This is a genomic window from Aeromicrobium panaciterrae, assembly GCF_039537165.1.
GTDB lineage: Bacteria > Actinomycetota > Actinomycetes > Propionibacteriales > Nocardioidaceae > Aeromicrobium > Aeromicrobium panaciterrae.
Genome location: NZ_BAAAZZ010000002.1, coordinates 835,290 through 858,799 on the forward strand (window position 1 = coordinate 835,290; position 23,510 = coordinate 858,799).

The 23,510-nt window shown below is 64.9% G+C and carries 20 protein-coding genes; 8 read left to right on the forward strand and 12 right to left on the reverse strand.

All coding sequences use genetic code 11. From position 1 onward, the window contains the following. Window positions 1-111: 111 nt before the first annotated feature. A complete protein-coding gene (locus ABD683_RS04695) occupies window positions 112-951 on the forward strand; it encodes an enoyl-CoA hydratase/isomerase family protein (RefSeq protein ID WP_344767764.1) in 840 nt (279 codons plus the stop codon). 209 nt (window positions 952-1,160) lie between these two features. Continuing rightward, window positions 1,161-2,315 (forward strand): acyl-CoA dehydrogenase family protein, encoded by a 1,155-nt coding sequence (locus ABD683_RS04700; RefSeq protein WP_344767766.1) that lies wholly within the window; start codon window positions 1,161-1,163, stop codon window positions 2,313-2,315. Here ABD683_RS04700 and ABD683_RS04705 read toward each other — a convergent pair. The 5 genes from ABD683_RS04705 to ABD683_RS04725 are packed head-to-tail and all read right to left on the reverse strand — an operon-like array spanning window position 2,312 to window position 8,558. Next, entirely contained in the window at window positions 2,312-3,166 is an 855-nt protein-coding gene (locus ABD683_RS04705) for an enoyl-CoA hydratase/isomerase family protein (protein ID WP_344767768.1), read from the reverse strand. The genes ABD683_RS04700 and ABD683_RS04705 overlap by 4 nt on opposite strands. Then, window positions 3,163-4,290, reverse strand: coding sequence for an acyl-CoA dehydrogenase family protein (locus ABD683_RS04710; RefSeq protein ID WP_344767770.1), 1,128 nt, complete (start codon window positions 4,288-4,290; stop codon window positions 3,163-3,165). Before ABD683_RS04710 ends, ABD683_RS04705 begins: the two co-directional genes overlap by 4 nt. Further along, window positions 4,287-5,732, reverse strand: a complete 1,446-nt coding sequence (locus ABD683_RS04715; protein WP_344767772.1) for a 4-hydroxyphenylacetate 3-hydroxylase N-terminal domain-containing protein — start codon at window positions 5,730-5,732, stop codon at window positions 4,287-4,289. The genes ABD683_RS04710 and ABD683_RS04715 overlap by 4 nt, the downstream gene beginning before the upstream one ends. Beyond that, the gene (locus ABD683_RS04720) at window positions 5,719-6,987 is read right to left on the reverse strand and encodes an acyl-CoA dehydrogenase family protein (protein ID WP_344767774.1); all 1,269 of its coding nucleotides are present in this window, start codon (window positions 6,985-6,987) and stop codon (window positions 5,719-5,721) included. The genes ABD683_RS04715 and ABD683_RS04720 overlap by 14 nt, the downstream gene beginning before the upstream one ends. Then, the gene (locus tag ABD683_RS04725) at window positions 6,987-8,558 is read right to left on the reverse strand and encodes a class I adenylate-forming enzyme family protein (RefSeq protein WP_344767776.1); all 1,572 of its coding nucleotides are present in this window, start codon (window positions 8,556-8,558) and stop codon (window positions 6,987-6,989) included. The genes ABD683_RS04720 and ABD683_RS04725 overlap by 1 nt, the downstream gene beginning before the upstream one ends. Before the next feature lie 188 nt (window positions 8,559-8,746). Here ABD683_RS04725 and ABD683_RS04730 point away from each other — a divergent pair, with 188 nt between their 5' ends. Beyond that, window positions 8,747-9,496, forward strand: coding sequence for a TetR/AcrR family transcriptional regulator (locus ABD683_RS04730; protein ID WP_344767778.1), 750 nt, complete (start codon window positions 8,747-8,749; stop codon window positions 9,494-9,496). A gap of 48 nt (window positions 9,497-9,544) precedes the next feature. Here ABD683_RS04730 and ABD683_RS04735 read toward each other — a convergent pair whose 3' ends face one another. The 6 genes from ABD683_RS04735 to ABD683_RS04760 form a co-directional block, all read right to left on the reverse strand. Then, on the reverse strand, window positions 9,545-10,672 hold the full coding sequence (locus ABD683_RS04735) for an acyl-CoA dehydrogenase family protein (RefSeq protein WP_344767780.1): 1,128 nt from the start codon (window positions 10,670-10,672) through the stop codon (window positions 9,545-9,547). Beyond that, a complete protein-coding gene (locus ABD683_RS04740) occupies window positions 10,659-11,897 on the reverse strand; it encodes an acyl-CoA dehydrogenase family protein (RefSeq protein WP_344767782.1) in 1,239 nt (412 codons plus the stop codon). The genes ABD683_RS04735 and ABD683_RS04740 overlap by 14 nt, the downstream gene beginning before the upstream one ends. A gap of 26 nt (window positions 11,898-11,923) precedes the next feature. Beyond that, window positions 11,924-14,656 carry an ABC transporter permease subunit gene (locus tag ABD683_RS04745; protein WP_344767784.1) on the reverse strand — a complete coding sequence of 911 codons (2,733 nt, stop codon included), beginning with the start codon at window positions 14,654-14,656 and terminating at the stop codon, window positions 11,924-11,926. Next, complete coding sequence (locus ABD683_RS04750) at window positions 14,656-15,414, reverse strand: ABC transporter ATP-binding protein (RefSeq protein WP_344767786.1); 759 nt, start codon at window positions 15,412-15,414, stop codon at window positions 14,656-14,658. The genes ABD683_RS04745 and ABD683_RS04750 overlap by 1 nt, the downstream gene beginning before the upstream one ends. Window positions 15,415-15,454: 40 nt before the next feature. Further along, window positions 15,455-16,672 (reverse strand): ABC transporter substrate-binding protein, encoded by a 1,218-nt coding sequence (locus ABD683_RS04755; protein WP_344767788.1) that lies wholly within the window; start codon window positions 16,670-16,672, stop codon window positions 15,455-15,457. 151 nt (window positions 16,673-16,823) lie between these two features. After that, window positions 16,824-17,993 (reverse strand): LLM class flavin-dependent oxidoreductase, encoded by a 1,170-nt coding sequence (locus ABD683_RS04760; protein ID WP_344767790.1) that lies wholly within the window; start codon window positions 17,991-17,993, stop codon window positions 16,824-16,826. A gap of 312 nt (window positions 17,994-18,305) precedes the next feature. Here ABD683_RS04760 and ABD683_RS04765 point away from each other — a divergent pair, with 312 nt between their 5' ends. The 3 genes from ABD683_RS04765 to ABD683_RS04775 are packed head-to-tail and all read left to right on the forward strand — an operon-like array spanning window position 18,306 to window position 20,592. Beyond that, entirely contained in the window at window positions 18,306-19,088 is a 783-nt protein-coding gene (locus ABD683_RS04765) for a TetR/AcrR family transcriptional regulator (protein WP_344767792.1), read from the forward strand. Next, window positions 19,085-20,308, forward strand: a complete 1,224-nt coding sequence (locus tag ABD683_RS04770) for a flavin reductase (protein WP_344767794.1) — start codon at window positions 19,085-19,087, stop codon at window positions 20,306-20,308. Before ABD683_RS04765 ends, ABD683_RS04770 begins: the two co-directional genes overlap by 4 nt. Then, window positions 20,305-20,592, forward strand: a complete 288-nt coding sequence (locus ABD683_RS04775; protein WP_344767796.1) for a hypothetical protein — start codon at window positions 20,305-20,307, stop codon at window positions 20,590-20,592. The genes ABD683_RS04770 and ABD683_RS04775 overlap by 4 nt, the downstream gene beginning before the upstream one ends. A gap of 8 nt (window positions 20,593-20,600) precedes the next feature. Here the strand turns inward: ABD683_RS04775 and ABD683_RS04780 are convergent, their stop codons facing one another. Continuing rightward, window positions 20,601-21,296, reverse strand: a complete 696-nt coding sequence (locus ABD683_RS04780) for a GntR family transcriptional regulator (protein ID WP_344767798.1) — start codon at window positions 21,294-21,296, stop codon at window positions 20,601-20,603. Between the two features lie 116 nt (window positions 21,297-21,412). Between ABD683_RS04780 and ABD683_RS04785 the strand changes: the two genes are divergently transcribed. Then, window positions 21,413-22,600 (forward strand): CaiB/BaiF CoA transferase family protein, encoded by a 1,188-nt coding sequence (locus tag ABD683_RS04785; RefSeq protein ID WP_344767800.1) that lies wholly within the window; start codon window positions 21,413-21,415, stop codon window positions 22,598-22,600. Beyond that, window positions 22,597-23,499, forward strand: coding sequence for a hydroxymethylglutaryl-CoA lyase (locus ABD683_RS04790; protein WP_344767802.1), 903 nt, complete (start codon window positions 22,597-22,599; stop codon window positions 23,497-23,499). The genes ABD683_RS04785 and ABD683_RS04790 overlap by 4 nt, the downstream gene beginning before the upstream one ends. Window positions 23,500-23,510: the final 11 nt, after the last annotated feature.

Consider the following 23,510-nt stretch of genomic DNA (forward strand, 5'->3'; position numbering starts at 1 on the left):
TGATGATTCATCAGACGTCCGATATGTAACCCTAGTCACATTCGGGTGTCAACGATTTTAGGGGCTAATCTGATAAATCTTCAGATACCCAACTACCACGGACGGAGCCCCATGGCACCCACGCAGACGACTGCCAGCGCCGACACCGACGCCTTCGTCACGGTCCGGGACGCCGCTCCCGGCGTCCGTGTCGTGACCCTCAACAGACCCGACTCGCTCAACGCCATGACGGTCGAGCTGACGGCTCAGCTGGGCCTCGTCCTGGACCAGATAGAGCAGGATCGCGACTGCCGATGCGTTGTGCTCACCGGTGCGGGTCGCGCCTTCTGCGCGGGCCTCGACCTCAACGGATATGGCGACGAGGCCCTCGACGACGACCTCGGGCGACCGCTCGCCGCGCTCGCTCGACAACGCGACCTCGCGGCCCTCACGAGCAAGCTGCACCGCCTTCCTCAGCCCGTGATTGCGGCGGTCAACGGACCGGCGGCAGGAGGCGGTTTCGCCCTGGTCTGTGCGAGCGACATCCGCATCTGTTCAACGACAGCACGATTTGGGGTCTCGTTCATCCGCGCGGGGTTTTCCGCCTGTGACCTCGGAGTTTCATGGCTCCTGCCCCGACTCGTGGGGGCCTCCCGCGCCCACGAGCTCATGCTGACCGGGCGCATCTTCGATGCTCCCGAGGCCAAGGAGATCGGCTTGATCCTGGAGATTGTCAAGGACGCCGACCTGATCACTGTGGCGCTGGCAAAGGCGGCAGAAATCGCACTCAATCCCCCGGCATCCGTGGCCCTCACGAAGCAGGGGATGTGGCTTGCTCTTGAGATTCCCTCGCTCGAGGCTGCCATCGAGCTGGAGAACCGCCAACAAGTCATCACCGGTCTCACGTCCGACCGCCACGAGGCCACGGCGGCCTTCCTCGAGAAGCGTGCGCCACGTTACGAGCACCGATGAATGACAGCGCGGCGGTCCACCCGCGAGTCGCCGATGGATCGAACGTGTCCGTGGCGCAAGGCCGCGTATCCGTCGACCCTCGCCGACCGCACGGCAAGCACGCATCAACCAATGGGTGCCCGTTTCGTGACAGATAGTCAGAGAACACTCGCCCAGCGACGCCTTCGGGACCCACACCTGAACACCCACACCAACCTGGAGAACAACTGATGAAGCGTCACCTGTACGACGCCGACCACGAGGCATTTCGCACGACTGTCGCTGCCTTCGTAGATCGCGAGGTCAAGCCGCACCTCGAGCGTTGGGAAGATCAGCGACTGATCGATCGATCGTGCTGGGAAGCCGCCGGGCGTCAAGGCATCCTGGGCCTGAGCGTTCCCGAGGAGTACGGCGGAGCCGGACTCACCGACTACCGCTTTCGCAACGTCATCCAGGAGGAGTTCGCCGGCTGCTACGCAGCATCGCTCGCGTCCAGCTTCTCGCTGCAGGACGACATCGCGGTGCCCTATCTGGTCGAGCTCGGCACCGACGCGCAGAAGGAGCGATGGTTGCCCGCAATGGCGGCAGGCACCCGAATCGGTGCGATTGCGATGACCGAGCCGGGCACCGGCAGCGACCTGCAAGGCATTCGCACGGCAGCCCGCAGGGTCGACGGTGGATGGGTCGTCAACGGCTCAAAGACCTTCATCACCAACGGGATCCAGTCCGATCTGATCATCACGGTGGTCCGCACCGACCCGGACGGGGGGCCGCAGGGCTTCTCGCTCATGGCCGTCGAGCGCCAGGACAAGGGTTTCTCGCGAGGGCGAAAGCTGTCAAAGATCGGCCTGCATGCGCAGGACACCGCCGAGCTGGTCTTCGAGGACGTGTTCGTGCCCGACGAGCACGTCCTCGGCAACATCGGAGGCGGATTCGGACAGCTCAAGCGACTGCTCCCACTCGAGCGACTCTCGATCGCCGCGCACGCGGTGGCGTCCGCGGACGTGGTCCTTCGCGACACCGTGACGTACGTGCGCGAGCGCACGGCCTTCGGTCGGCCCATCGCCGACTTCCAGAACACTCGGTTCGAGCTGGCCGAGATGACGACGGAGGTCGCCGTGACCCGGTCGTACGTCGACGACTGCATACGGGCACATGCTGCTGGTGAGCTGACCGAGGTCGACGCAGCACAGGCCAAGTGGTGGTCCACGGACGTGCAGAACCGTGTCATCGATCGTTGCCTGCAGCTGTACGGCGGCTACGGCTACATGCTGGAGTACCCGGTCGCCCGAGCCTTCCAGGATGCTCGCATCCAGAAGATATTCGGCGGCACGAACGAGATCATGAAGCACATCATCGGTCGCAGTGTGGTCAGCAGTCGCTAGAGCCATTCGGGCAGGTCGACGCTGACCCGACCTTGCCAACGAGGCGATCGCTTCGCCAGGAATGCCTCGACACCTTCGCCGGCGTCGGGGTGCTGGAGGACTGACTCAAGCAGGCGACGCTCCGTCGCGCCTGCCTGGGCCTGATCGGTCTGGAGCGCAGTCCACACCAATCGCTTCGACACCGCCACGGACACCGGCGCGGCGTGCTTGACGACATCACCGGCGATCGTGAGGCTCGCATCGAGCACCTCGTCCGCCGGTAGCGTGTAGTTGACCAGTCCCCACTCGGCGGCCTCCTCGCCTGAGAAGCGCCGCCCGGTCAGCAGGAGCTCCGACGCGCGAGCCACTCCCAGGTGACGCACCAAGGTCCAATGACCCATCCATTCAGCGATGACTCCCAGGCGAACGAACGGGAGCGACAGGATCGCGTCCTGGGCCACGAGCCGCATGTCGCACTGCAGCGCAAGCGTCAGGCCGGCGCCCACTGCGTGCCCATTCATGGCGGCGATCACGGGTTTGCGCATCTGGAACGGAGACAACCACTGAAGCTCTTCGGTCTGGGGAGCCGTCTCGCCGCCGAACCCGTCATCGGTCATTTCAGATCCGGCAGAGAACGTCGATCCCGCCCCTGTCAGGACGACGGCACGCACGTCGTCGTTGCGATCGCAGTGGTGGAAGATCCGGGTCAGTTCCGCGAGCATCGGGCCGTCTATGGCGTTGAGGCGCTCCGGACGATCCAGGGTCACCGTGGCGATACCGTTGTCGACGCCGAGCCGAACCCGCGTCAGCTCACCCACGTCCACCGGCGTGTCGTCGAGGGACCACGCGAAGGTGGACTCCTCATACCTCATGGCACACGACCGATCCCGTTCCCGTGGGCGTACAGCTCGGAGACGCTGGCCGCCAGCACCCGCGCTTGCGTCCCACGTTCGTCGAGGAGCACCTCGTTCGTCTTTGCACGCCGGTAATAGAGATGTATGCGGTGCTCCCACGTGAACCCAATCCCACCGTGCAGGTGGATCGCCTCGTTCGCGATGCGGAACCCCGTCGATCCGCAGCGCCGCCGAGCCACGGCGAGGGACGCGGTACGCATGGCAGTCGCCTGGTCGACCGCGTCGACCGCACCGGCCAACGCCGAGCGTGCCGACTCGAGCAGGACGAAGAGTTCGGAGACCTGGTGCTTGATGGACTGGAACGACCCGATCACCTGGCCGAACTGCTCACGGACCTTGACGTAATCGATCGTCATCGCAAGCGCCTCGGCCGCGATGCCGACCGACTCTGCCGACAGTGCCAGGACCGCGCCCGTTTCGAGCGCCTCCATCGCTTCGAGGGCTCGCGCGCCACGCGCCAGCACGGTGGCCGACGCCCCCGAGAACTCGACATCGGCGAAGCGGCGAGTCAGGTCGGCCGACGGCAGCGGTGTCACCATTGAGTGCTGGTCACCGGCGAGCACGAGTGCGATCACCGGTTCATCCCCATCCAGCGCCGGCACCAACCAGGCATCGACGTCGAGACCTTCGAGGACTGTGGGTACCACGCCGGATAGGTTGTCGCCGTCGCGGAGCACCGGCAGCGAGGCGTTGCGGTCGTACCAACGAGCGAATGCAGGAACGACGATCAGCTTTCCCGCACTGATCTGCCTGACCATGGCTCGTACCGGTTCGTCGTCAGCGAGTCCCAGCAGTGCGGGCACGACCTGGCCGACCACAGGGACGAACGGACCGCCATACAGGGCACGGCCCATTTCTTCGTGCACCAGAAGCTGCTCCTCGAGGCCGAGCCCGGTGCCGCCCAGCTCTTCGGGCACCCGAACTGCCTGCAGCCCCAACCGCTCGGCCATCGCAAGCCATGCCGTGCGGTCAAGCGGCGCTGAGGTCTGTTCAACGTGCTCGTCAGCCGTGCGTGGCGTTGTCGCGCGGACCAGACGGCGGGTGGCGTCGCGCAGCGCCCGGGTCTCTTCCGTCGAGGTCACAGAGCCCCGAATTCGGGCGACGATCCCGGACCCTGGCTGGCAAGTGACGACATGACCTTGCCTTCGGGCGTGATGCCGGCGACTTCGAGCGCCAGCGCCTTGGCCTCATCCATGTCGTAGTGGTTGGCCACGACAACCTTCTGTGCGAACAGTCCACCACCGGCCTGGATGACAGTGACGTGCTTCCACCCACCGAACGAATCGGCAGTGAAGTCTCGGATCGTGTGGAAGAGACGCATGCGGTACTCCGCGTCGACACCATCCATCGTGCGCATGTACTTCTCGAGATCGGGCCCGGTTTCGGGATTGCGCAGGTCGGCCATCGACGGAGCCGTCAGGACCGAGCCTCCGGCGATGTCATGAAGGTGACGAACCATCAGGCTGAACTGAGCGGCCGCGTGATACTTCGCAGCATTCGTGAACATCTCGTCGGGAGAGGCCCAGCCCTCAGGCGTGAATGTCGAGTGATGCATGGCTGCCTCGAAAGCCGCACGGATCAGCGTCGCATACGTGATCATCTCGGAAATCTTGTCCTTGATGTGACTCATCTTCTGCAGGCCGTTGGCCTCGGCAACCAGCTGAGCCAAACCGACCAACGTGTCGGCCAGGCGAACGTAGCTGCCCACGCTTCCGAGTCGCTCCCACAGGCCCAGCGAATGCGCGAAGGTTGCGGAGTGCTCGAGCTCTCCGGCGAGGAACACTCGCTCGTTCGGCACAAACACGTCATCGAAGACGACGAAGCCCTCGGTCATGATGTGGCGCGAGCTGTACGGGTAGAAATCAGGGTCGAGGTCGGGACGCGGTGCGAACGACGCGTTGATGATGCGCACGCCAGGCGAGTTCACCGGGACCGCCGCGGCGACGCTGTAGTCCTCTTCACCGGCTTTCATCCGCTTGGTCGGCATGACCAACAGCTCGTGCGAGATCGCGGCCGACGAGATGTGCAGCTTGGCGCCTCTGATCACGATGCCATCCGGCAAGCGATCGACGATGCGTACGTACAGGTCAGGATCGTCCTGCTTGGCAGGCGACATCGCGCGATTGCCCTTGGCGTCCGTGATGGTCTGCACGATGCGGATGTCACGCTTCTTGGCGTCGTCGAAGTACGCGAGCGCGCGCTCGGCATACTGGGGCAGCTCAGCGCGCATCCGACTCGCCGCGGTCAGCACCATCAGCAGCCCGTTGGACGTCGAGATGGTCGGGAAGTCCCAGTGGAGCTGACGCTCCTGAGCCTCCCTGAGCTCATCGGCCGAGGTGGGGATGAAGAAGTACGGGCCGAAGGAGTCGTCTCCCGGCTGGTAGTAGCGGTCGTAGCCCTCGGCGGCTGCGAAGGCGCCGCCGCGCAGCAAAGGTTCTGTCGTCACGTCGGGGACGGAATGTCCGTTGACGAAAAGGCGTCGTCCGTCGCGGAGCGACTCCAGGTACTGGTCACCGGTGAGCATCAGATGTGGTCCTTCGTGTCGTGTTCGGGGCGGATGGTTGGTCAGGAATGGATGGTCGCGGGTCCCTCGGGAGGCCGAGGATCCGTTCGGCGATGATGTTCTTCTGGATCTCGTCGCTGCCGCCTGCGATGCGGTGGGCAGGCGCTCCAAGGACGAGTTGATTCCACGAGTACGTACCCCAGCTGCCGGTGTCGACGACCATCCGGGTGCCGAGCAGCCGGGTCGCTGCGGCGATGTAGAACTCCAGGTCGTCAGTCATCAGGAGCTTGATGACCGATCCGGATGCGTCACCGAGATCGCCCGACATCGCGCGGCGGGCGGTCTGCCGCACGATGTGCTCGCGTTCCCACGCCTCGGCGAGCACCTCCTGCACTGCGGGATCGGCCGCGGCCCCGGTGGCTTCGGCAAGGTCGAACAGACGGCGTACCGGGTCCCTCACAAGTCCGCTGTGTTCATCGCCCATCAAGGACCGCTCGCTGCTGAGTGTCGTGAGTGCGATCTGCCAACCGCCGTTCACCTCGCCGAGGATCCGGTCGTCTGCGATCGCGACATCGTCGAGGAACACCTCGTTGAAGTGCTCGGAGCCGGTGATCTGGCGGAGCGGCCGCACGTCAACTCCCGGAGCGTCCATGTCGACAAGGAATGCCGTGATGCCGCGGTGACGGTCGGCGGGATCACCACTTCGAGCCAGCAGCTCGCCAATCTGCGCGAAGTGGGCGAACGACGACCAGACCTTCTGTCCGTTGAGGACCCACCCCTGATCCGTTGGCTCGGCTCGCGTACGCAGGCTTGCCAGATCTGACCCGGCGTCCGGTTCGGAGAACAACTGACAGCAGATGATGTCGCCACGCCAGATACCCGGCAGGTACGCCGCCTTCTGAGCCGGCGTGCCGTGCTCGAGGATCGTCGGTCCGACGATGTCGTGCCCCACCATGAAGCAGGCGGTGTTGGGGACCTCGTACTCGCTGAGCACTCGTTGCACCACACTGCGGTGCGCGCCGCTGAGGCCGCGACCGCCGTACTCCTTCGGGCCATCGACCCAGGCCAGGCCGGCGTCGAACAGCTGACGCTGCCAGACTCGAGCCGCCTCGACCTCGTCAAGCTCTGACTGGCCCCGCTGCAGACCCGTCCCGACGAGGTCGTCCGGCCCTTCACCAAAGCGCTCGTCGGACGACAGCCTCGCGACCCGCGGCTCAAGGAACGCATGAGCCTCCGCCGCGATCTCGTCGAGGGTCGTGGTCGCCCGGATCGCCATCAGAGCGTCCCGTCGGCGAGCTGGGCTCGGAGCACCGTCTTGTGGATCTTGCCGCTGGCGTTGCGGGGAAACTCATCGACCACGACGACCCGTGTCGGCAGCTTGTAGCTTGCAAGGCGACCGCGGCAGTGCTCGCGCACCTGCTCGACCGTCAGCTCCTGACCGCCACCCTTGAGCACCACGACGGCTGTGACGACCTGCCCGAAGTGGTCATCCGGCTCACCCACGATCGCCAGCTCGCCCACATGCGGGTGGTCGCCGATCACGTCTTCGATCTCGACGGGATAGATGTTCTCGCCACCTCGCACGATCATGTCGTCCGCCCGGCCCGACAGGTGGAGATAGCCCTCCTTGTCCTTCCACGCCAGGTCTCCAGCCACGAACCATCCCTTTCGGACCGAGCGCGCCGTCAGCTCGGGCTGGTTGAGGTAGCCACTCATCACGGTGTCGCCTCGGCTGGCAATCTCCCCGATCTCGCCGTCCGGGACCTCGACACCCTCGGCGTCCACAACCTTGACGTCGCACCCGAATGCAGGCTTGCCGATTGCCCCCAGCAACCACTCCTCGCCGGCGATCGCGCGACGGTGGTCCTCTGGGCGAAGGACCAGCTGGCCACCTGCCTCGGTCCCGGCCCCGAACCCGTTGTGCAGGTCCGCGCCGAACACGTCGATCATCTGGCGGATGACCGAGGTCGGCATCGGCGCACCGCCGTACATGATCGAGCGAAGCTGACCGTAGTCGGAGTCGTGCACTCTCGGATGCGCCAGGAGCTGGATGATCATGCTCGGCACCAGCATGGCCTGGCGCACCTGGCCCGACTGGAGCCAGCGCAGAGCCACGTCGACATCCCACTGCGGCATGACGACTGATCCGCCACCGCGCGAGACGCCGTAGAGCACATGGCCCATTCCGCCTGCGTGAAAGAGAGGTGCACCTGACATCAGCAGGTCACCAGGGCGGATTCCAAGCTCGAGAGCGCCCGATTGCGTGATCGCCTTGATCATGCGCTGCGACTGCATGACGCCCTTGGGCGTGCCGGTCGTACCGCTCGTGAACGAGATGCTCAGGATGTCGTCGTCGTTCGTGACGGACTCGATCTCTCCACCGTCCGGGCCGCTGCCCAGGAAATCCTCGTACGTCGGCAGGTCACCGACAGACGAGGAGTCGAAGGTGACCCTCGTCGTCACGTGGGCGCCCGCCTCGGGGAAGCAGCCCTCGATGATCTCTTCGTAGCGACCGCTCAGGAAGACGACCTTCGCTTCGCTCGCCAGCAGCACGGTGCGAACCTCAGCCGGCGCCAGGCGGAAGTTCAGCGCAACATACGTCGCTCCGAGCTTCATGCACGCGAGCACGACCTCGACGTAGTCGGGCGAGTCGACCGCCATGATCGCAACGCGGTCACCCTTGATGACGCCGACTCCCTGGAGTGCGCGCACAAGACGGGTCACACGCCGGTTGACGTCCTCGAACGTGCGCACCTCCCCGTCTGCCGACGCGAGACACACGTTGGATGGGACGAATCGCGCGTGCAACGTGACCCAGTCACCGGGGGCCAGCCCAGACAGCTGCATCCGTGAGCTCCTCGCTTGAGCGGGGCGCGTTTCGCCCTCGATCCATCGTGTTTTCTGAATTTTTTCAGAAACTATCACGTAACGCAAGCTCCAGGCTCGGGTGGCCCCCCAACGAGTTCAGGATTGGCCCTGACTGACACTCAGGTAATCTACGATCAATCGGTCCCGAGCAGACAAAGGAGGAAGAAATGGCAGTCGACCCGGCACCCGCCGCTGACGCCGTCGAAGATTCGCCACGCCTCAACCGCCTGATCCTCGCTGCCGAGAACATCAAGGCGGCCGTACGTCGCCAGGATGGTCGCGAGACACCCGTCGGTCCGCGCGCACTCCGTACGCGCGACAAGCTGCTCGAAGCCGCCGGCCGACTCTTCAGCGAGCGAAGCTACCTCAGCACCTCCCTCAACGACGTCGCGAAAGAGGCCGGGGTCAGCCTCCCCACGGTCTACCAATACTTCGCAGACCGCGACGACATCGTTGCGACTCTCGCCGCCGATCACGCCCTCAACATGCTGCAGCGAGGAGCCGACGACTGGGACCCCCTGACCGGTCGCCTAGGTCTTCGACGAGCCATCGCCGCGCTGGTCACCCTGTATGCGGAGGACGTCGTCTTCTACTCCCTGTGGGAGGTCGCCAGCCACGTCGACGACCGCCTCGCGACACTTCGCCGCGAGTTCGAGGACCAGTTCCACGAGGGCTTCAGCCGCAAGATGCGCAAGGGCATCGAGCACGGCATGGTCAGGGACGACATCGACCCTCATGCGATGGCGAAGGCGATGAACCTCATGGTGTCGTCCTACTGTCACGACGCGTTCGTCGTGAACGGGCGGCGGCGCGAAGAGCCTCCCGCAACCGACGACGTCATCGACATGCTGACAACCCTGTGGGCCGATGCGATCGGGTTGCGCGAACGGCCGATCAACACGACCTCGGCGACCTGAGCCGTCAGGAGCACAGATCACCCCTTCGGGACCGGGGCTGCCGCCTCGTCATGTGGCTTGGTGCATCGCGAGCACCGACGAGGTCAACAGCCTGGCTTGCCTTCCCGTGGAGTCGAGCAGCGACTGGTTCGACTTTGCGCGTCGATAGTAGAGGTGCGCACGGTGCTCCCATGTGAAGCCGATGCCCCCATGGAGGTGGATCGACTCGTTCGCGATGTCGAATGCGATCCGGCCGCAATACATACGAGCGACCGCCAGTCCTGCCAAAGACTCCGGACGCCGTCCGATCATGTCGTTCGTCTCCACCCCCCTTGTCGCCAGGACCAGAGCCGATCTGGCTGCCTCCAGGCCGACAAACAGGTCGGCGCACGAGTGCTTGACGGCTTGAAACGAGCCGATGAGCTGCCCGAACTGCGATCGCACCTTCACGTACTCCACGGTCAGCTCGAGTGCGCGAGTGGCGAGGCCAACGCATTCGGCTGACAGCGCCAGCGCCGTCCCTTGCCTCACCGCGGCGACTGCGGCGCGCGCACGGTCCTGCTGCGCCACGACTTCGACCGGCACCCGATCGAACGACACCGAGGACATCCGACGGGTCAGATCGACGGTCTCGAGGGGGCTGATCTGCACGCCGGGCGCTGTCGTGTCGACCCAGAAAAAGGCGTGGAAGCCCTCGAAGTCCGCCAGCACCAACAGCGCGTCGGCGATCTGGGCATCGACGATGCACGGCAACGAGCCACTCAGTTCTAGTACGTTGCTGTCGCTCCGGATGACTTCCGGGTACTCAAGGGGGAACGTCTCCTCGATGGGCAGCGCTGGCACGGCGATCAGGTCACCGGCGGCGATCGCGGCGAGCCGCTCATGGTTGGCTGGGTCGTCCGTCATTTCCGACAGCGCCGCCGCCACCTGCGCGACCCCGAAGTATGGCCCGCTGTAGAGGGCACGTCCCATTTCCTCGTGGACGATCAGCTCGGCGGACAAGCCAAGGCCTGCACCGCCCCAGCGCTCATCGATCCGGACGCCCTGGAGCCCCGCCTGCTCAGCCATCAGCTTCCACCGCGAACGATCGAATCCCGTCTTGGTCGATTCGACATGCTGGTCGGCGGTCCACTCGGCGTACTCCTTGAGGCAGCTGCGCGCTGCGTCGCGTAGCGCTCGCCTGTCATCGGCTTCCATGTCGCTCCTCCGTGATCGCACTCGGACGTACGTCCCGCGGCAGGCCGAGCACACGTTCGGCGATGATGTTCTTCTGGATCTCGTCGGTTCCGCCGGCGATGCGGTGCGACGGCGCACTGAGCAGCAGCTGGGACCATGAGAACGTTCCCCACTCGCCTGTGTCGGCGATCATGCGATACCCGAGCAGCCGATTCGCGACCTCGATGTAGAACTGCATGTCGGAGGTCATCATGAGCTTCACGACAGAACCGGGAGGCGATGTCTCATCTGCGCCGAGCCGGGAACCCGTCGTCCGCAGGATCTGCTCACGAGCCCAGCACTCCGCCAGCAGGTCCTGGACGGCCGGATCGTCGATCGCGCCCGACGCTCGCGCCAACGCGAACAACCTCAGGACCGGGTCAATCATGATGCCGTTGTGCTCGTCGGCAAGCACGGAACGCTCGTTGCTCATGGTCGTCAGGGCGATCGTCCAGCCGGAGTCGACCGCACCGATGCGAGCAGAGTCGGGGATCCGCACCTCATCGAGGAACACCTCGTTGAAATGCTCGCTGCCGGTGACCTGGCGGAGCGGTCGAACATCGATGCCGGGCGTCGACATGTCGATCAGAAACGTGCTCAGGCCGCGGTGCCTGCTCCCCGGTGGGCCCGTACGGACCAGCAGCTCGCCGAGCTGCGCGACGTGCGCGTAGGACGACCACACCTTCTGCCCTGACACGATCCAGTCATCTCCATCCCGCCGCGCGGTGGTACGGAGACTGGCCAGGTCAGAGCCCGCCTCGGGCTCGGAAAACAGCTGACAGCAGACGATGTCGCCCCTCCAGATGCCGGACAGGTACGCCTCCTTCTGCTCGAGCGTGCCGTGCACAAGGATCGTCGGCGCCACGATTTCGTGGCTGACCATGAAGCAGGACGGTGTCGGAACGGCGTATCCCGTTGCGATCTCGTCGACGAGACGCGCGTGCTCGGGACTCAGGCCACGACCACCGAACTCGGTCGGGCCGTCAACCCAGGCGAGACCAGCATCGAACAGGGCGCGCTGCCATTCACGCGCCTGTTCGACCTCAACCTCCTCGGAGTCGCCCTTGTCGAGCCCGACGCCGATGATGTCGTCCGACCCGTCGCCATGCGTCATGCCTCCGCGAACACGTACGGGCACGCGGGCGGAGAAGAAGGCGTGAGCCTCGGTGGCGAGGTCCTCGAGAGACGTCGCAGGGATGGGTGTCATGTGATTGCTCCTGGTCACCTGGCTGCTCAGACCTGCGCAGGCGCGACGGCACCGTGCGTGGACGATCCGAGGTAGGCCGTGATGACCCGAGGATCGGTGCCGACCTCCGACGGTATGCCGGTTGTCAGTAGCTGGCCGTTCTCGAGAACCGTCACCTTGTCGCAGGTGCTGAGGACGAGATCGACGTTGTGCTCCACGAGCAGGACACTCATTCCCCAGTCACGGGCAAGGGCACGAATCAGTACCGCCAGCTCACGTGACTCCTCATCGCTCAGTCCGGCGGCGGGCTCATCGAGCAACAGGACTCGCGGATCGGCTGCAACTGCACGGGCGATGGCCACGAGACGTCGTTTGCCGAACGCGAGCTCTCCTGGCTTGCGATCGAGGACCTCTGACAGGCGGAACTCGTGGACTGCCGCAAGAGCCGGTCCGGTCAGCTCTATCCGGCCAGGTCTGATCAGGTCCACCAGGTAGCGACGCATCGAACCGGCATCGCATGCGACGGCGAGGTTCTCCCGAATCGACAGGTCCGCGAAGAGCTCGAGCGACTGGAAGGATCGAGCGATCCCCGCGCGGGCCCTCTTGCGGGCGCTCCACGTGGCGATCGACGTCCCGTCCACCTCGATCACTCCACCGGCTGGTCTGACGAAGCCGGTCAATGCGTCGATCACCGTGGTCTTGCCGGCACCGTTGGGGCCGATCAGACCATGCACTTCGCCGGGCAGTAGCTCGATCGAGACATTGTCGACCGCGACGACTCCGCCAAACGTGACTCGCAGGTCGCGAACCGACAGCGTCGTTCCAGCCCCGTCACGCTGCGGCGCTCTGGACGCCTCATCGGAGCCGGGCACGATCGCGACCTGGTCTGCTGAAGGCTCGACCACCTTCTCGATGAGAACACGCCGCAGCAGCTTGCCGAGCTTGCGAACCGGCTCTGCGTTCATCTCGTACAGACCGTCGTGGCCACTGCGCAGGACGTAGAGAAGGAAGATCCCGCTTGCCAACGGCAGGTAGCGCTCCAGGCTGTCGGTGTCGTGCAGCAACTGCGTGCCGACCCCGCCCGGCAGCAACGTCGCTGCCAACAGTGCGCCGCCGATCGTACCCACGCCCCCGACCACGGCCACGCCGATGGTGGTGATCGAGGTCAGCACGTCGAACTGGGCGGGAATCACGTTGATGCTTTGGAATGACATCATCACGCCGGCCACGGCCGCGAGCGCCGACGCGAAACCGAACGCGTACAGCTTTGCGACGAAGACATTGACGCCCAGTGCTGCAGCGGCGCGCTCGTTCGACCGGACGGCAAGCAGTCGACGACCCGCCTGGCCACGGCGCATGTTCGCGACCGCGATGGCACACACCGTCAACGCCACGAGTATGACAATCCCGTAGCGGTACGGGTAGGCGATTGCGCCGAACTGCCATCCGAAGATCGATGGAGACGGCACCAGAATGCCGGTATCGCCGCCGCCGTACTTGTAGTTGCTGAGAACCAGGCTGAACACCACGATGCCAAGGCCGAGAGTCGCGATCGCAAGGTTGATGCCGCGCGTTCTGAGGGCTGGCAGCGCGACAATCATGCCGAGGCCCGCCGCCACCACCATGGCGCCAGTCAGCGCGACGAAGAAGTTCCATCCCCAGTTCGAGGCGAAGTTGGCAGCCGCAAACGCCCCGGCTCCAGCCAACACGTACTGCGCCAGGGAGAGCTGGCCCGCATAGCCCGTCACGACTGTGACCGAAAGCGTCAGGATCGCGAAGGCCATGGTGACTGTGAGCGCCTGGGCCCACACGGGCGTGACCACGAATGCGAGCAGCACGGCAAAGATTCCTACGACGATCACGACAGGAATGGGGCGGATCTTGCCGTCGCCCACGCTCGGCAGCCGCTCAAGCACATGGCTGCGCAGCGGCAGCGACGTACCCCGAACTGCGAGGAACACCACGATCACGATGAACGGCACGCTGTCCGCCCAGCCGGTGACGGTGACGTACCGGGTCATCAAGGACTGCGCGACCCCAATCGCCAGGGCGCCGCCGAACGCGATCGGGAACGACATGAATCGGCCGAGCAGCGCAGCCGCCAGGGCAGGGACCACCAGCACGGTGAGCTGCGTCGGCTGAAGGAACGTGATGGGGCCGAGCAGCGAGCCGGCGAGTGCCGCGAGGCCCGCGCCGAGCGCCCAGTTGATCGTCGCAATGCGGTCAGGAGAGTGTCCAAGGCTCGCCGCGGCGCGTTGGTTCTCGGCGACAGCGCTGGCCACGCGTCCGAACGAAGTCGTTCGGAACAGCACGTAGAGAGCCACGGTCAACGTCGCGCCGATGCCCAGGATGATGAGTCTGTCGATGCCGATCGACGCACCGTCGAGGACCTCCACCGACTTCGTCGGGAGGGATGACGGAACGCTGATCGTTCCGACGCCGTACCGGAGCACTGCGGCAGCTTGAAGTGCCAGCAGCAGACCGAGGGTCGCGATGACCCGCTCGATGGGTGAAGACGTCCGCATCGGACGAAGGATCAGGAGGTGCACGGCCGCACCGAGCAGCGCGCCGCCGCAGATCGCCAGGAGCACTGAAGGAATCGCGGGCCAGGACTGCTGCACGCGGAACTCGTAGTACGCATATCCGCCGACCATGACGAATGAGCCCTGGGCGAAGTTGACGATGCCCGAGCCCCGGTAGATCAGGACCAGACCCTGCGAGACGAGGCTGTAGATCGCGCCGATCCCGAGGCCGAGCAGTACGAACTGGAGGATTTCCATCAGGCCCTTCCTATGCCCGCAACGTGTGCGCGGGTCGCGGTACCACCGGGGTCGGCGTCGTCGAGCCGACTGTCGCTGAGATATATGGATTCGATGGACTCGATGCCGTCGGACGAGTCGCCCGAGGCGACGATGGCGCCGCGACGCATCAGGTGCCAGCGATCGGCCACGCCGAGAGCTCGGCGTGCCTGCTGCTCCACGAGGACCACAGCCACCCCGTTTTCGTCGGCGGCAGTACGCAGCGCAGCGAACAGTCGGCTGACCACGAGCGGCGCGAGACCGAGCGACAGCTCGTCCAGCAGCAGCGCCACTGGATTCGTCGCCAGAGCGCGAGCGAGGGTGAGCATCTGCTGCTCGCCACCGGACAACAGACCGGCGCGTGTGGGGAGAAGCGGCTCAAGCTCCGGGAAAAGAGCGACCGCGGGGTCGACCTTGCCAATGCCGAGCAGGAGATTGTCGCGCACGGTCATCGACATGAGGACCGAGCGCTCCTCCGGAACGAAGGCGAGGCCACGTCGTGCCCGATGGTGCAGTGGCGACGTGATCGGCTCGCCGAGCCACCTGACCTCGCCAGCGAGCGGTGTGAGCTCGCCGGCGGCGGTCAGGAGGGTCGTCGACTTGCCGGTCCCGTTCGGTCCCAGCAGGGCCACGATCTCTCCCCGGTTCACCGTGAGGTTGACGTCGCGGACGACGGCGAAGTCGCCGTAGCCTGCGCTCAGCCCACGGAGCTCCAGGACGGTTTCGCCGCCTGCGCCCACTGGTGATGGAGCTCGTGACCCTGTGGAACCTCTCATCGAACTAGTTCGCTGCCAGCGGGTTGAGGGCGTCGCCGTCCTGCACGAGCGCACCGTCCTTGACCTCTGACACGTAGATCGAGAAGCCGGGCACGCGGGGGTACTTCGCGACAGCCGGAGGGCTCGAGATGCCCTCGTAGTCGGACACAGTTCCCAGCTTGATCGGCTCTTTGAGGTTGTCGAGCAGGTCGATGATGTTCTTCGAGTTGACCGGCTTGTCGCCGAGCTGCTTGACGATCTGCTCGAAGAACGTGATGGCGGTCCAGGTGCCGAGCGAACCATTGTCGGTCACGGCTTCCGGGTGGTACTTCTTCATCGCGGCAAGGAAGTCCTCGACCTGAGGGATCGAGGTGTTTGTGACCGGGACAGCGCTCGACGTGACGAACACGTTGTCGGCGTTCGCGCCGAGACCCTTCTGATCGACTGGCTTGAAGATGTTGGCCAAGGTCGCGATGTTGCCCTTGAAGCCGGCCTGACGGATCGCCGTGATGATGCGGGGGGCATCAGTCGCGGTCGACGCCACGGCCACCGCATCGGGGTTCTTCGCGAGCGCCGACGACGCGACAGCACTGAAGTCCGGTGCGCCGATCGTGGCGAGGATCCGGTACGACTTGGCTCCGCCGATCTCGGCGCCCTGCTTGATGTCGTCCGCTGCGGCGTACGCGGCTGCAGCGTCGGCAACTATCACGGCAACGTTCTTGGCTCCCTTGTCAGCAAGCAGCCGACCCGCTCCCACCTGCATCGACTGAGTGCCACCGTGGATCGGGTAGGAGATCTTGCTTGTTGCCTCGATCGGACCGCCCGAACCGGCTCCCGCCAGCCACGGAATGCCCGACTGCTCAAGCAGCGGCATCTCGGCAGGTGCCTGAGAGCTCGCTGCGCCGACGATCGCCACCACGCCGTCGGTGGCCGCCTTGCGTGCACAAGCCGCGCCGGTGTTGGCGTTGAACGCGTCGTTGCAGAACTCGACCTCGAGCTTGCGGCCGTCGATACCGCCGGCGGCGTTGATCGCCTTGACGTGCGACTCCAGTCCGGCCTTGGCATCGGTGAGAGAGAGCGCAGGGCTCTCAAAGGTCCCGATCTGCATGATCTTGATCGGGGACCTGTCGCCGGACGCACCATCGTCGGAGTCCGACGATGACGATCGGCACGCGCCGGCTGTGGCGACGAGCGTGATGACACCCAGCGACGCAAGTGCGCGGCGGGAATTGATTCTGAACATGTCGACCTTTCAGTTCAAGCGAGGTGGAGCACGGCCGAGGATCGGCCGCTCGGTGTGTGTTGTGTTGTGGTGACGCCAACGGGTGTCGGCGATGGACGGTTGTCCTGCCCGAGAAGCTCTTTTCGGCTCGCGCCCAAGCCGCGCATACGGCTCAGCGCAGGCTCTGGATGTTGGTTCCTTCCGGCAGGTCACGACCCGCATCCGAGAACGCCTTCGTGATGGCGGCCTGTGCGAGAGGCTTGTAGGAGGGGCGCTTCTGAGTCACGGCATCGGCTGATCGCTGGGGGGCCACGAGCGTGCCCTGGAAATGCGGGATGACGTAGCGCGCGAACAGCTCGAGGCTGTTCAGCGATGCAGCCCGGTTCGCCCAGTCATGGGTCATGATCATGAATCCGCCGAAGCCACCCGTCTGCTCGATCATTCGCTCGATGGCCGCAATGGCATCGTCGGGCGTGCCGATGATGGAGCTGTCGTCGGCGATCTCGTCGGCCAGGGTGTAGTCGTTCTCCAGACCAAGCACGGGCTTGAAGTAGTCCTCACGCTCGGCGAGGCGACCCTTCTCGACGTCACGGATGGCCTGCTCCCGGTCGTCGGCGAGGTGTACGCGGAGAACCATGCGCCAACCCTCACGGCTGATCTCCTTACCCGCGTCAGCCGCGGACTTCTCAGCGATGGCCCACTGCTCCTTCATGTCCTTCTTGCCGCCGATGAAGCCTGCGCTCAACGAGAGGACCCCGATTCCGTGGCGACCGGCCGAGGTCACGCCTGAGGGAGAGGTCGTGCTCGCGACGGCGATTGGAATGCCGTGGGGGTTGTAGGCCAGAAATGCCAGTTGAGCCTCCCGCAGCTCGAACCATTCAGTCGTGGTGCTGACGACCTCGCCGTTCAACAGCTGGATGATGGCGTCGAGAGCCTCGTTCATCCGGGCGCGCTGCGTGACGGGCTCAATGCCCATCATGTCCGCGTCGGAGATGAGGGCTCCTGGACCGACACCGAGCATGGCCCGGCCACGGCTCAGGTGATCGAGCAGCACGACACGATCAGCAACCATGAACGGGTGGTGATAGGGCAGGCTCGAGACGCCGGTGCCCAGTCGGATACGCGTCGTCTGCACCGCTGCGGCGGAGAGGACCATGAACGGGTCGGCGATGCGCTCGACACCGGTCGAGTGGTGCTCTCCCACCCATGCCTCGTCGAAACCGAGCTTGTCGGCGAGCTCGATCAGCTCCAGATCGTGGCGAAGTGTCAGCGTCGGGTTGTCGTTGTTGGCGTGAAACGGGGCGATGAAGACGCCGAAGTCCATGCGGTCGGGCTGGGCCATACGAGGTCCCTCTCAAGTGATCGTCATTGCAGGTGCGGAACGGCCAGGACCATGTGACGCCCGTCTCGTTCGAAACCTGAATCTACTCAGAAATTGACTGCTGGCAAGTACGTATCCCAACAACTCAAGCCAGGCCTGAGTGCTGTCGAGCCGCTCCAAACACTCATTTCACGCTCAAAATCGCCCCAAATGTGTCAGATCGAGCCCCGTACGAATTGGGAAAGAATTCTGAAGTTATTCAGATTAGGCCTACTCTCCGGGCCTCAACGACCGGTATCGTGCGGTTGTCGACAACCGATTGAGGCGAGATCCATGGCAAGACATCCGTATGACAAGTCGCCCCCGATCCCCGAGTCGCCGACGATCCCCGACCACCGACTCGAACAGGCAGAGCGAGACCTGCGCGTCGCCGTACGTCGTCAGGACGGGCGCGAGACCCCCGTCGGGCCGCGGGCGCTGCGAACTCGCGAAAAACTGCTGCGCATCGCCCAGGACCTGTTCTCCGAGAAGGGTTACCTCTCGGTGTCACTCAACGACATCGCCGAGAGCGCTGGAGTCAGTCAGGGCACGGTCTATCAGTACTTCGCTGATCGCAACGACATCGTGTCGACCCTCGCCGGCGAGCGCGCCCTGCGCATGCTCGGTCGAGGCGCCGACTTCTGGGACCCCGCGACGGGTCGGCTGGGACTGCGCCGAGCCATCAACGCAATCGTCACGATGCAGTGGGAGAACCGCGCGTTCTTCGAGCTGTGGGAAAACGCGAGCCATGCGGATGCCCGGCTCGCCAACCTGCGCCGCGACCTGGTCGCGCAGTTCCGTCGCTCATTCGCGCGGACCCTCGAGCGCGGAGTCAGGGACGGTTACGTACGCCCGGACCTGATTCCCGAGGAGATGGCACGGGCCATGAGCCTCATGGTGAGTGCCTATTGCTACGACGCGTTCATCTTCGATCCGCCGGCTGAACCCATGGATCCCGCGTCAGCCGTCGACCACCTGACCGCGCTGTGGGCCGATGCGATCGGACTACGGGAAGCACGCGAGCTCCGGCCGCAGGCCGAGTCGCCGCTTCGCGCGGTGCCCGAGGACCCCCTGTGACGGCGTCGAAGATTGATGGGTCGGCGACCGACCCCCAATGGTTCCGCGAGGTCCTCGGTCAGTACCCGAGTGGCGTGTGCATCGTCACCGCCATCGGCGCGGGTGGGGATCAGCTGGGCATGGTCGTCAGCTCGTTCACATCGGTGTCACTGAACCCGCCGATGGTCGCGTTCTATCCAAGCAACACATCCCAGACCTGGCCGGAGTTCTCCGGCGCCACTTCTTTGTGCATCAACGTGCTGGCAGCAGATCAGGAGCAGGTGTGCCGGCAATTCGCGTCGGCCCCGACACATGAGCGATTCGACGGCGTCGCAATTCAGTCCGCTCCCTCGGGCGCTCCCGTCATCGAGGGCGTCGTTGCCTGGATGGACTGCGTACCAACGTCGGTGCAGGAGGCGGGCGACCACTACATCGTGCTGGCCACTGTCACCGACCTGCAGATCGAAAGTCCCAAGTTGCCGCTGCTGTTCCTTCGTGGCGGGTACGGCAGCTTCTCCCCCCTGAACTTCACGGCGTCCGACATGGAGGGCGTCCTGACCAGCCAGCTGCGCTATCTCGACATCGTCCGACCCGTGCTCCAGACCCTCCCAGACAGCGGATTACGGTGCCTCATCACGACCAGCATTCGGGATCGAGTCGTCGTGATCGGTCGATTCGACCCGCCTGCCGTACGCGACGAACCCGAGCCCACGACACTGGTGGGACAGGAGCTGCCTTTCCGTCCGCCCGGGCCGTCGATCTTTCGAGCGTGGAGCGGTGCCGCATCCATCGACGGGTGGTTGGCGGGATTCACACCCGAGGTGCAAGAGGCTGAACGCGCCACGTTGGCCGGGATTCGCGAGCGCGGATATTCGGTCGGGTTGATCAGCGAAGGACAGCGCAGATTCGCCATGGCACTGGAGAAGCTGGCGGTCCAGCCTGGCACGGTCACACCCGAGGAGCTCAACGCACTGATCGCGAGACTCGAATTCGACCCGCCAGTGCTGTCCGACGACATCCTTCGATCGGTTCGGCTCATCACCGCGCCAGTCTTCGACGAGGACGGTCATGTCGTGCTGGCCATCACCGCTTTCGGTTTCGCTCACGACATAAGCAGTGTTCGGGGCGTCATCGATCGACTGACGACGTGCTCCGCGGAGGCGACGCGCCTCATCGGCGGCGCGGCGCCACCGCGCGATGAGCCGCTGTTCCGTGCAACTGCAGGTGGTTCCGAGTCATGAAGATTCAGGCAGAGAGAGGCGTCGCAACGATTGACGAGCTCGATGACTTCACGTCACTCTCCCTGGAGATCATCGGACCTCAGGATGCAGCGATAGGGCCATGGGGTCGATGGGTCGACTCCGCACACGTGGCGATCGGCCCACACATCCTCCTCGAGCTCGCCGGCGATGTCGCTGACGATCCAGACTGGCGGGACAGGTTCTCGTCCATGATCTCCTACGCCAGAACGAAGGGCTGGAGCGACGAGTACGGTGCGGTGCGCATCCACGTCGCAAACCTCTGACCCTCCGCTCAGGAGGCTTGAGGATCCTTCCCTGACGCGACCCTGGCAGTTCCTGGATCTGAATGGCCTTGCAGCGAGTTCAGGACAGTGGTGCGTGCTGCAAGGATGTGCGATCTCATGACCGCCTCTGCCCACTGACCGTCGTGGGCCTGCAGGGCCGAGACGAGCTCACGGTGATGGGAGTGGCTGGCTTGGAGTCGCTCCGGTTCGTATCGCTCGAACGTGTGATGCGCGAGCGGAACGTCGATGACTCCCCGAATCAGGGCATCCAGCTGCGAGTTCCTCGAAGCTCGGACAATCGACCAATGGAACTCTCCATTGAGACGAGTCAGCTCGTCGACATCGAATGACGCGCTCTTCGTCACGGCCTCCATCCGCACGGCGAGGTCTGCCAGCTCGCTGATTTCAGCATCGCTGGCGCGTGACGCGGCCAGCCGCGCGCCATAGCCCTCGAGCATCGCGCGCAGGTCGTACAGGTCCTCCAGCTCCTGGGCCGAGCGAGCGGACACCCGAGCTCCACGATTCGGCTGGAACTGCACCAAGCCCTCGGCGTCCAGACGGCGAAGCGCTTCGCGTACGGGGGTACGCGAGACTCCGACCTTGACTGCCAGCTCCTCTTCGCGAAGCCGTTCTCCGCGCTCGAACTCGCCGGAAAGTATTCCAGCGCGGATCACCGCGTACGCGGTCTCAGCTGCTCGCGCCATGACTGGCTCCTCGATTGTCGTATCCAATATAAATCGGGCTGGCGGGGAAGCTCTCTTGATTTCAGGAGCGAATGGCCGCATATTGTATGCAATCACCCATCAAGAGAAGCGTTCACGTGACCAATCCCGAATCCGCGCCAGCCCTATCATCCCTCCGCGTCATCGAGCTGGGACAGCTCATCGCGGGGCCGTTCTGCTGCCAGCTGCTTGCCGACCTCGGTGCCGATGTCATCAAGGTCGAGCAGCCGGACGTCGGAGACCCCATGCGGTCGTGGGGCGTGGTCCACGACGAGAAGTCACTCTCGTGGAACGTCATAGCCCGCGGCAAGCGCTGCGTGACAGCTGACCTTCGCACTCCGGACGGACGTGACTTCGTGCTGGAGCTCGTACGCCAGGCGGACGTCGTCGTGGAGAACTTTCGGCCTGGGACGCTCGAGCGTTTCGGGCTCGGCTACGAGGTCCTTTCCGAGGCGAATCCAAAGATCGTGCTCACTCGGGTCAGCGGATACGGCCAGGACGGACCCTATTCATCCCGCGCCGGATACGGTTCGATCGGCGAGGCGATGGGCGGGCTGCGGTACCTGGTGGGCGACCCCGATCGTGCGCCAAGTCGCTTTGGTGTCTCGCTCGGAGACATGCTGGCCGGGGTCCACGCGGCCATCGGTACGCTTGCCGCTCTCCGGGCGCGCGACACCACGTCGGTCGGGCAGGTCGTTGACGTGTCGATCTACGAGTCCGTGCTCGCGATGACCGAGGCCCTGGTGTCCGACTACGCCATCGGTGGAATAACCCACGAACGCTCGGGCGCGATCCTCCCAGGCGTCGCACCGAGCAATGTATACGAGACCGCCGACGGCGAGCTGCTGCTGATCGCCGCGAACCAGGACTCCGTGTTCGGCCGACTTGCCGCCGCAATGGGTCGCCCTGAGCTCGCAGCATCCGACGAGTACGCCACCCACATTGCACGCGGTGCGAGACAGGCCGAGCTCGATGTCGAGGTCGAGAAGTGGACGCGTTCCCTGTCGACCGAAGACGTGCTCAACGCACTGGATGAGCACTCGGTGCCGGTCGGTCGCATCTATGTCGCTCGCGACATGTTGGCCGATGAGCACTTCAAGGCTCGCAACAGCATCGTCGACGTTCCCGACGACATCCTGGGGTCCGTTCCGATGCAGGCTGTGACACCCAGGCTCAGCAAGAACCCCGGATCCGTCCGATGGGGTGGGTCCGAACACGGTGCACACGACACCGAGGTGCGCGAGTGGCTGGCGTCGTTGCGCGATCCGGCGGAGCCGTCCGTATGACGGCTGTCCAGATCGTCGAGGTCTCGCTGCGAGACGGGCTGCAGAACGAGTCCGTCATGCTCTCGACGGCCGACAAGATCCGGCTTGCCGGCCAGCTCGCCGACGCAGGCGCACAACGTATCGAGGCCGTCTCGTTCGTGCACCCGAAGTGGGTTCCGGCTATGGCCGACGCGGAAGCCGTCATGGCCGGGATCGACCGGATCGACGGTGTCTCCTACAGCGGACTTGTCGTGAATCGTCGCGGGCTCGACCGGGCACTCGCAGCAGAGATGGATGAGATCAACGTCGTCGTCTGCGCGAGCGACACCTTCAGTCGACGCAACCAGAACATGAGCACCCAGGACGCCGTACGGGAGGCAGTCGAGGTTGTCGCGACGGCCCGTGAGGCCGGTGTCTTCACCACGCTCACCGTCGCGACGGCTTTCGGTTGTCCCTTCGAGGGTGAAGTCCCACCCGACGCGGTGATCAACGTGGTCGGAGCGGCGCACGCGGCCGGTGCCGACGAGGTGTGCTTGGCCGACACGATCGGTGTCGGTGTGCCGAGCCAGGTGGCTGACCTGTACATGCGGAGCAAACAGGTCATGGGAGAGGTGCCTCTACGGTTCCACTTCCACGACACCCGACACACCGGCATCGCCAACGCCCATGAAGCCGTGCGAGTCGGCGCTTCGGCCCTCGACGCCAGCGTCGGCGGAATCGGGGGCTGCCCGTTCGCACCCAGGGCAACCGGCAACATCGCGACCGAAGATCTGATCTACCTGCTCGACCGCTCAGGCATCAGCCAGACCATGCGCATCGAGCCCACCATCGCGATCGCTGATGAGCTCGAACAGCTGCTGGGCGAGGTCCTGCCGAGTGCTTTGCAGAAGGCAGGCGGGTTCCCACCCAGGGCGTCGTGACACCGGGTCCG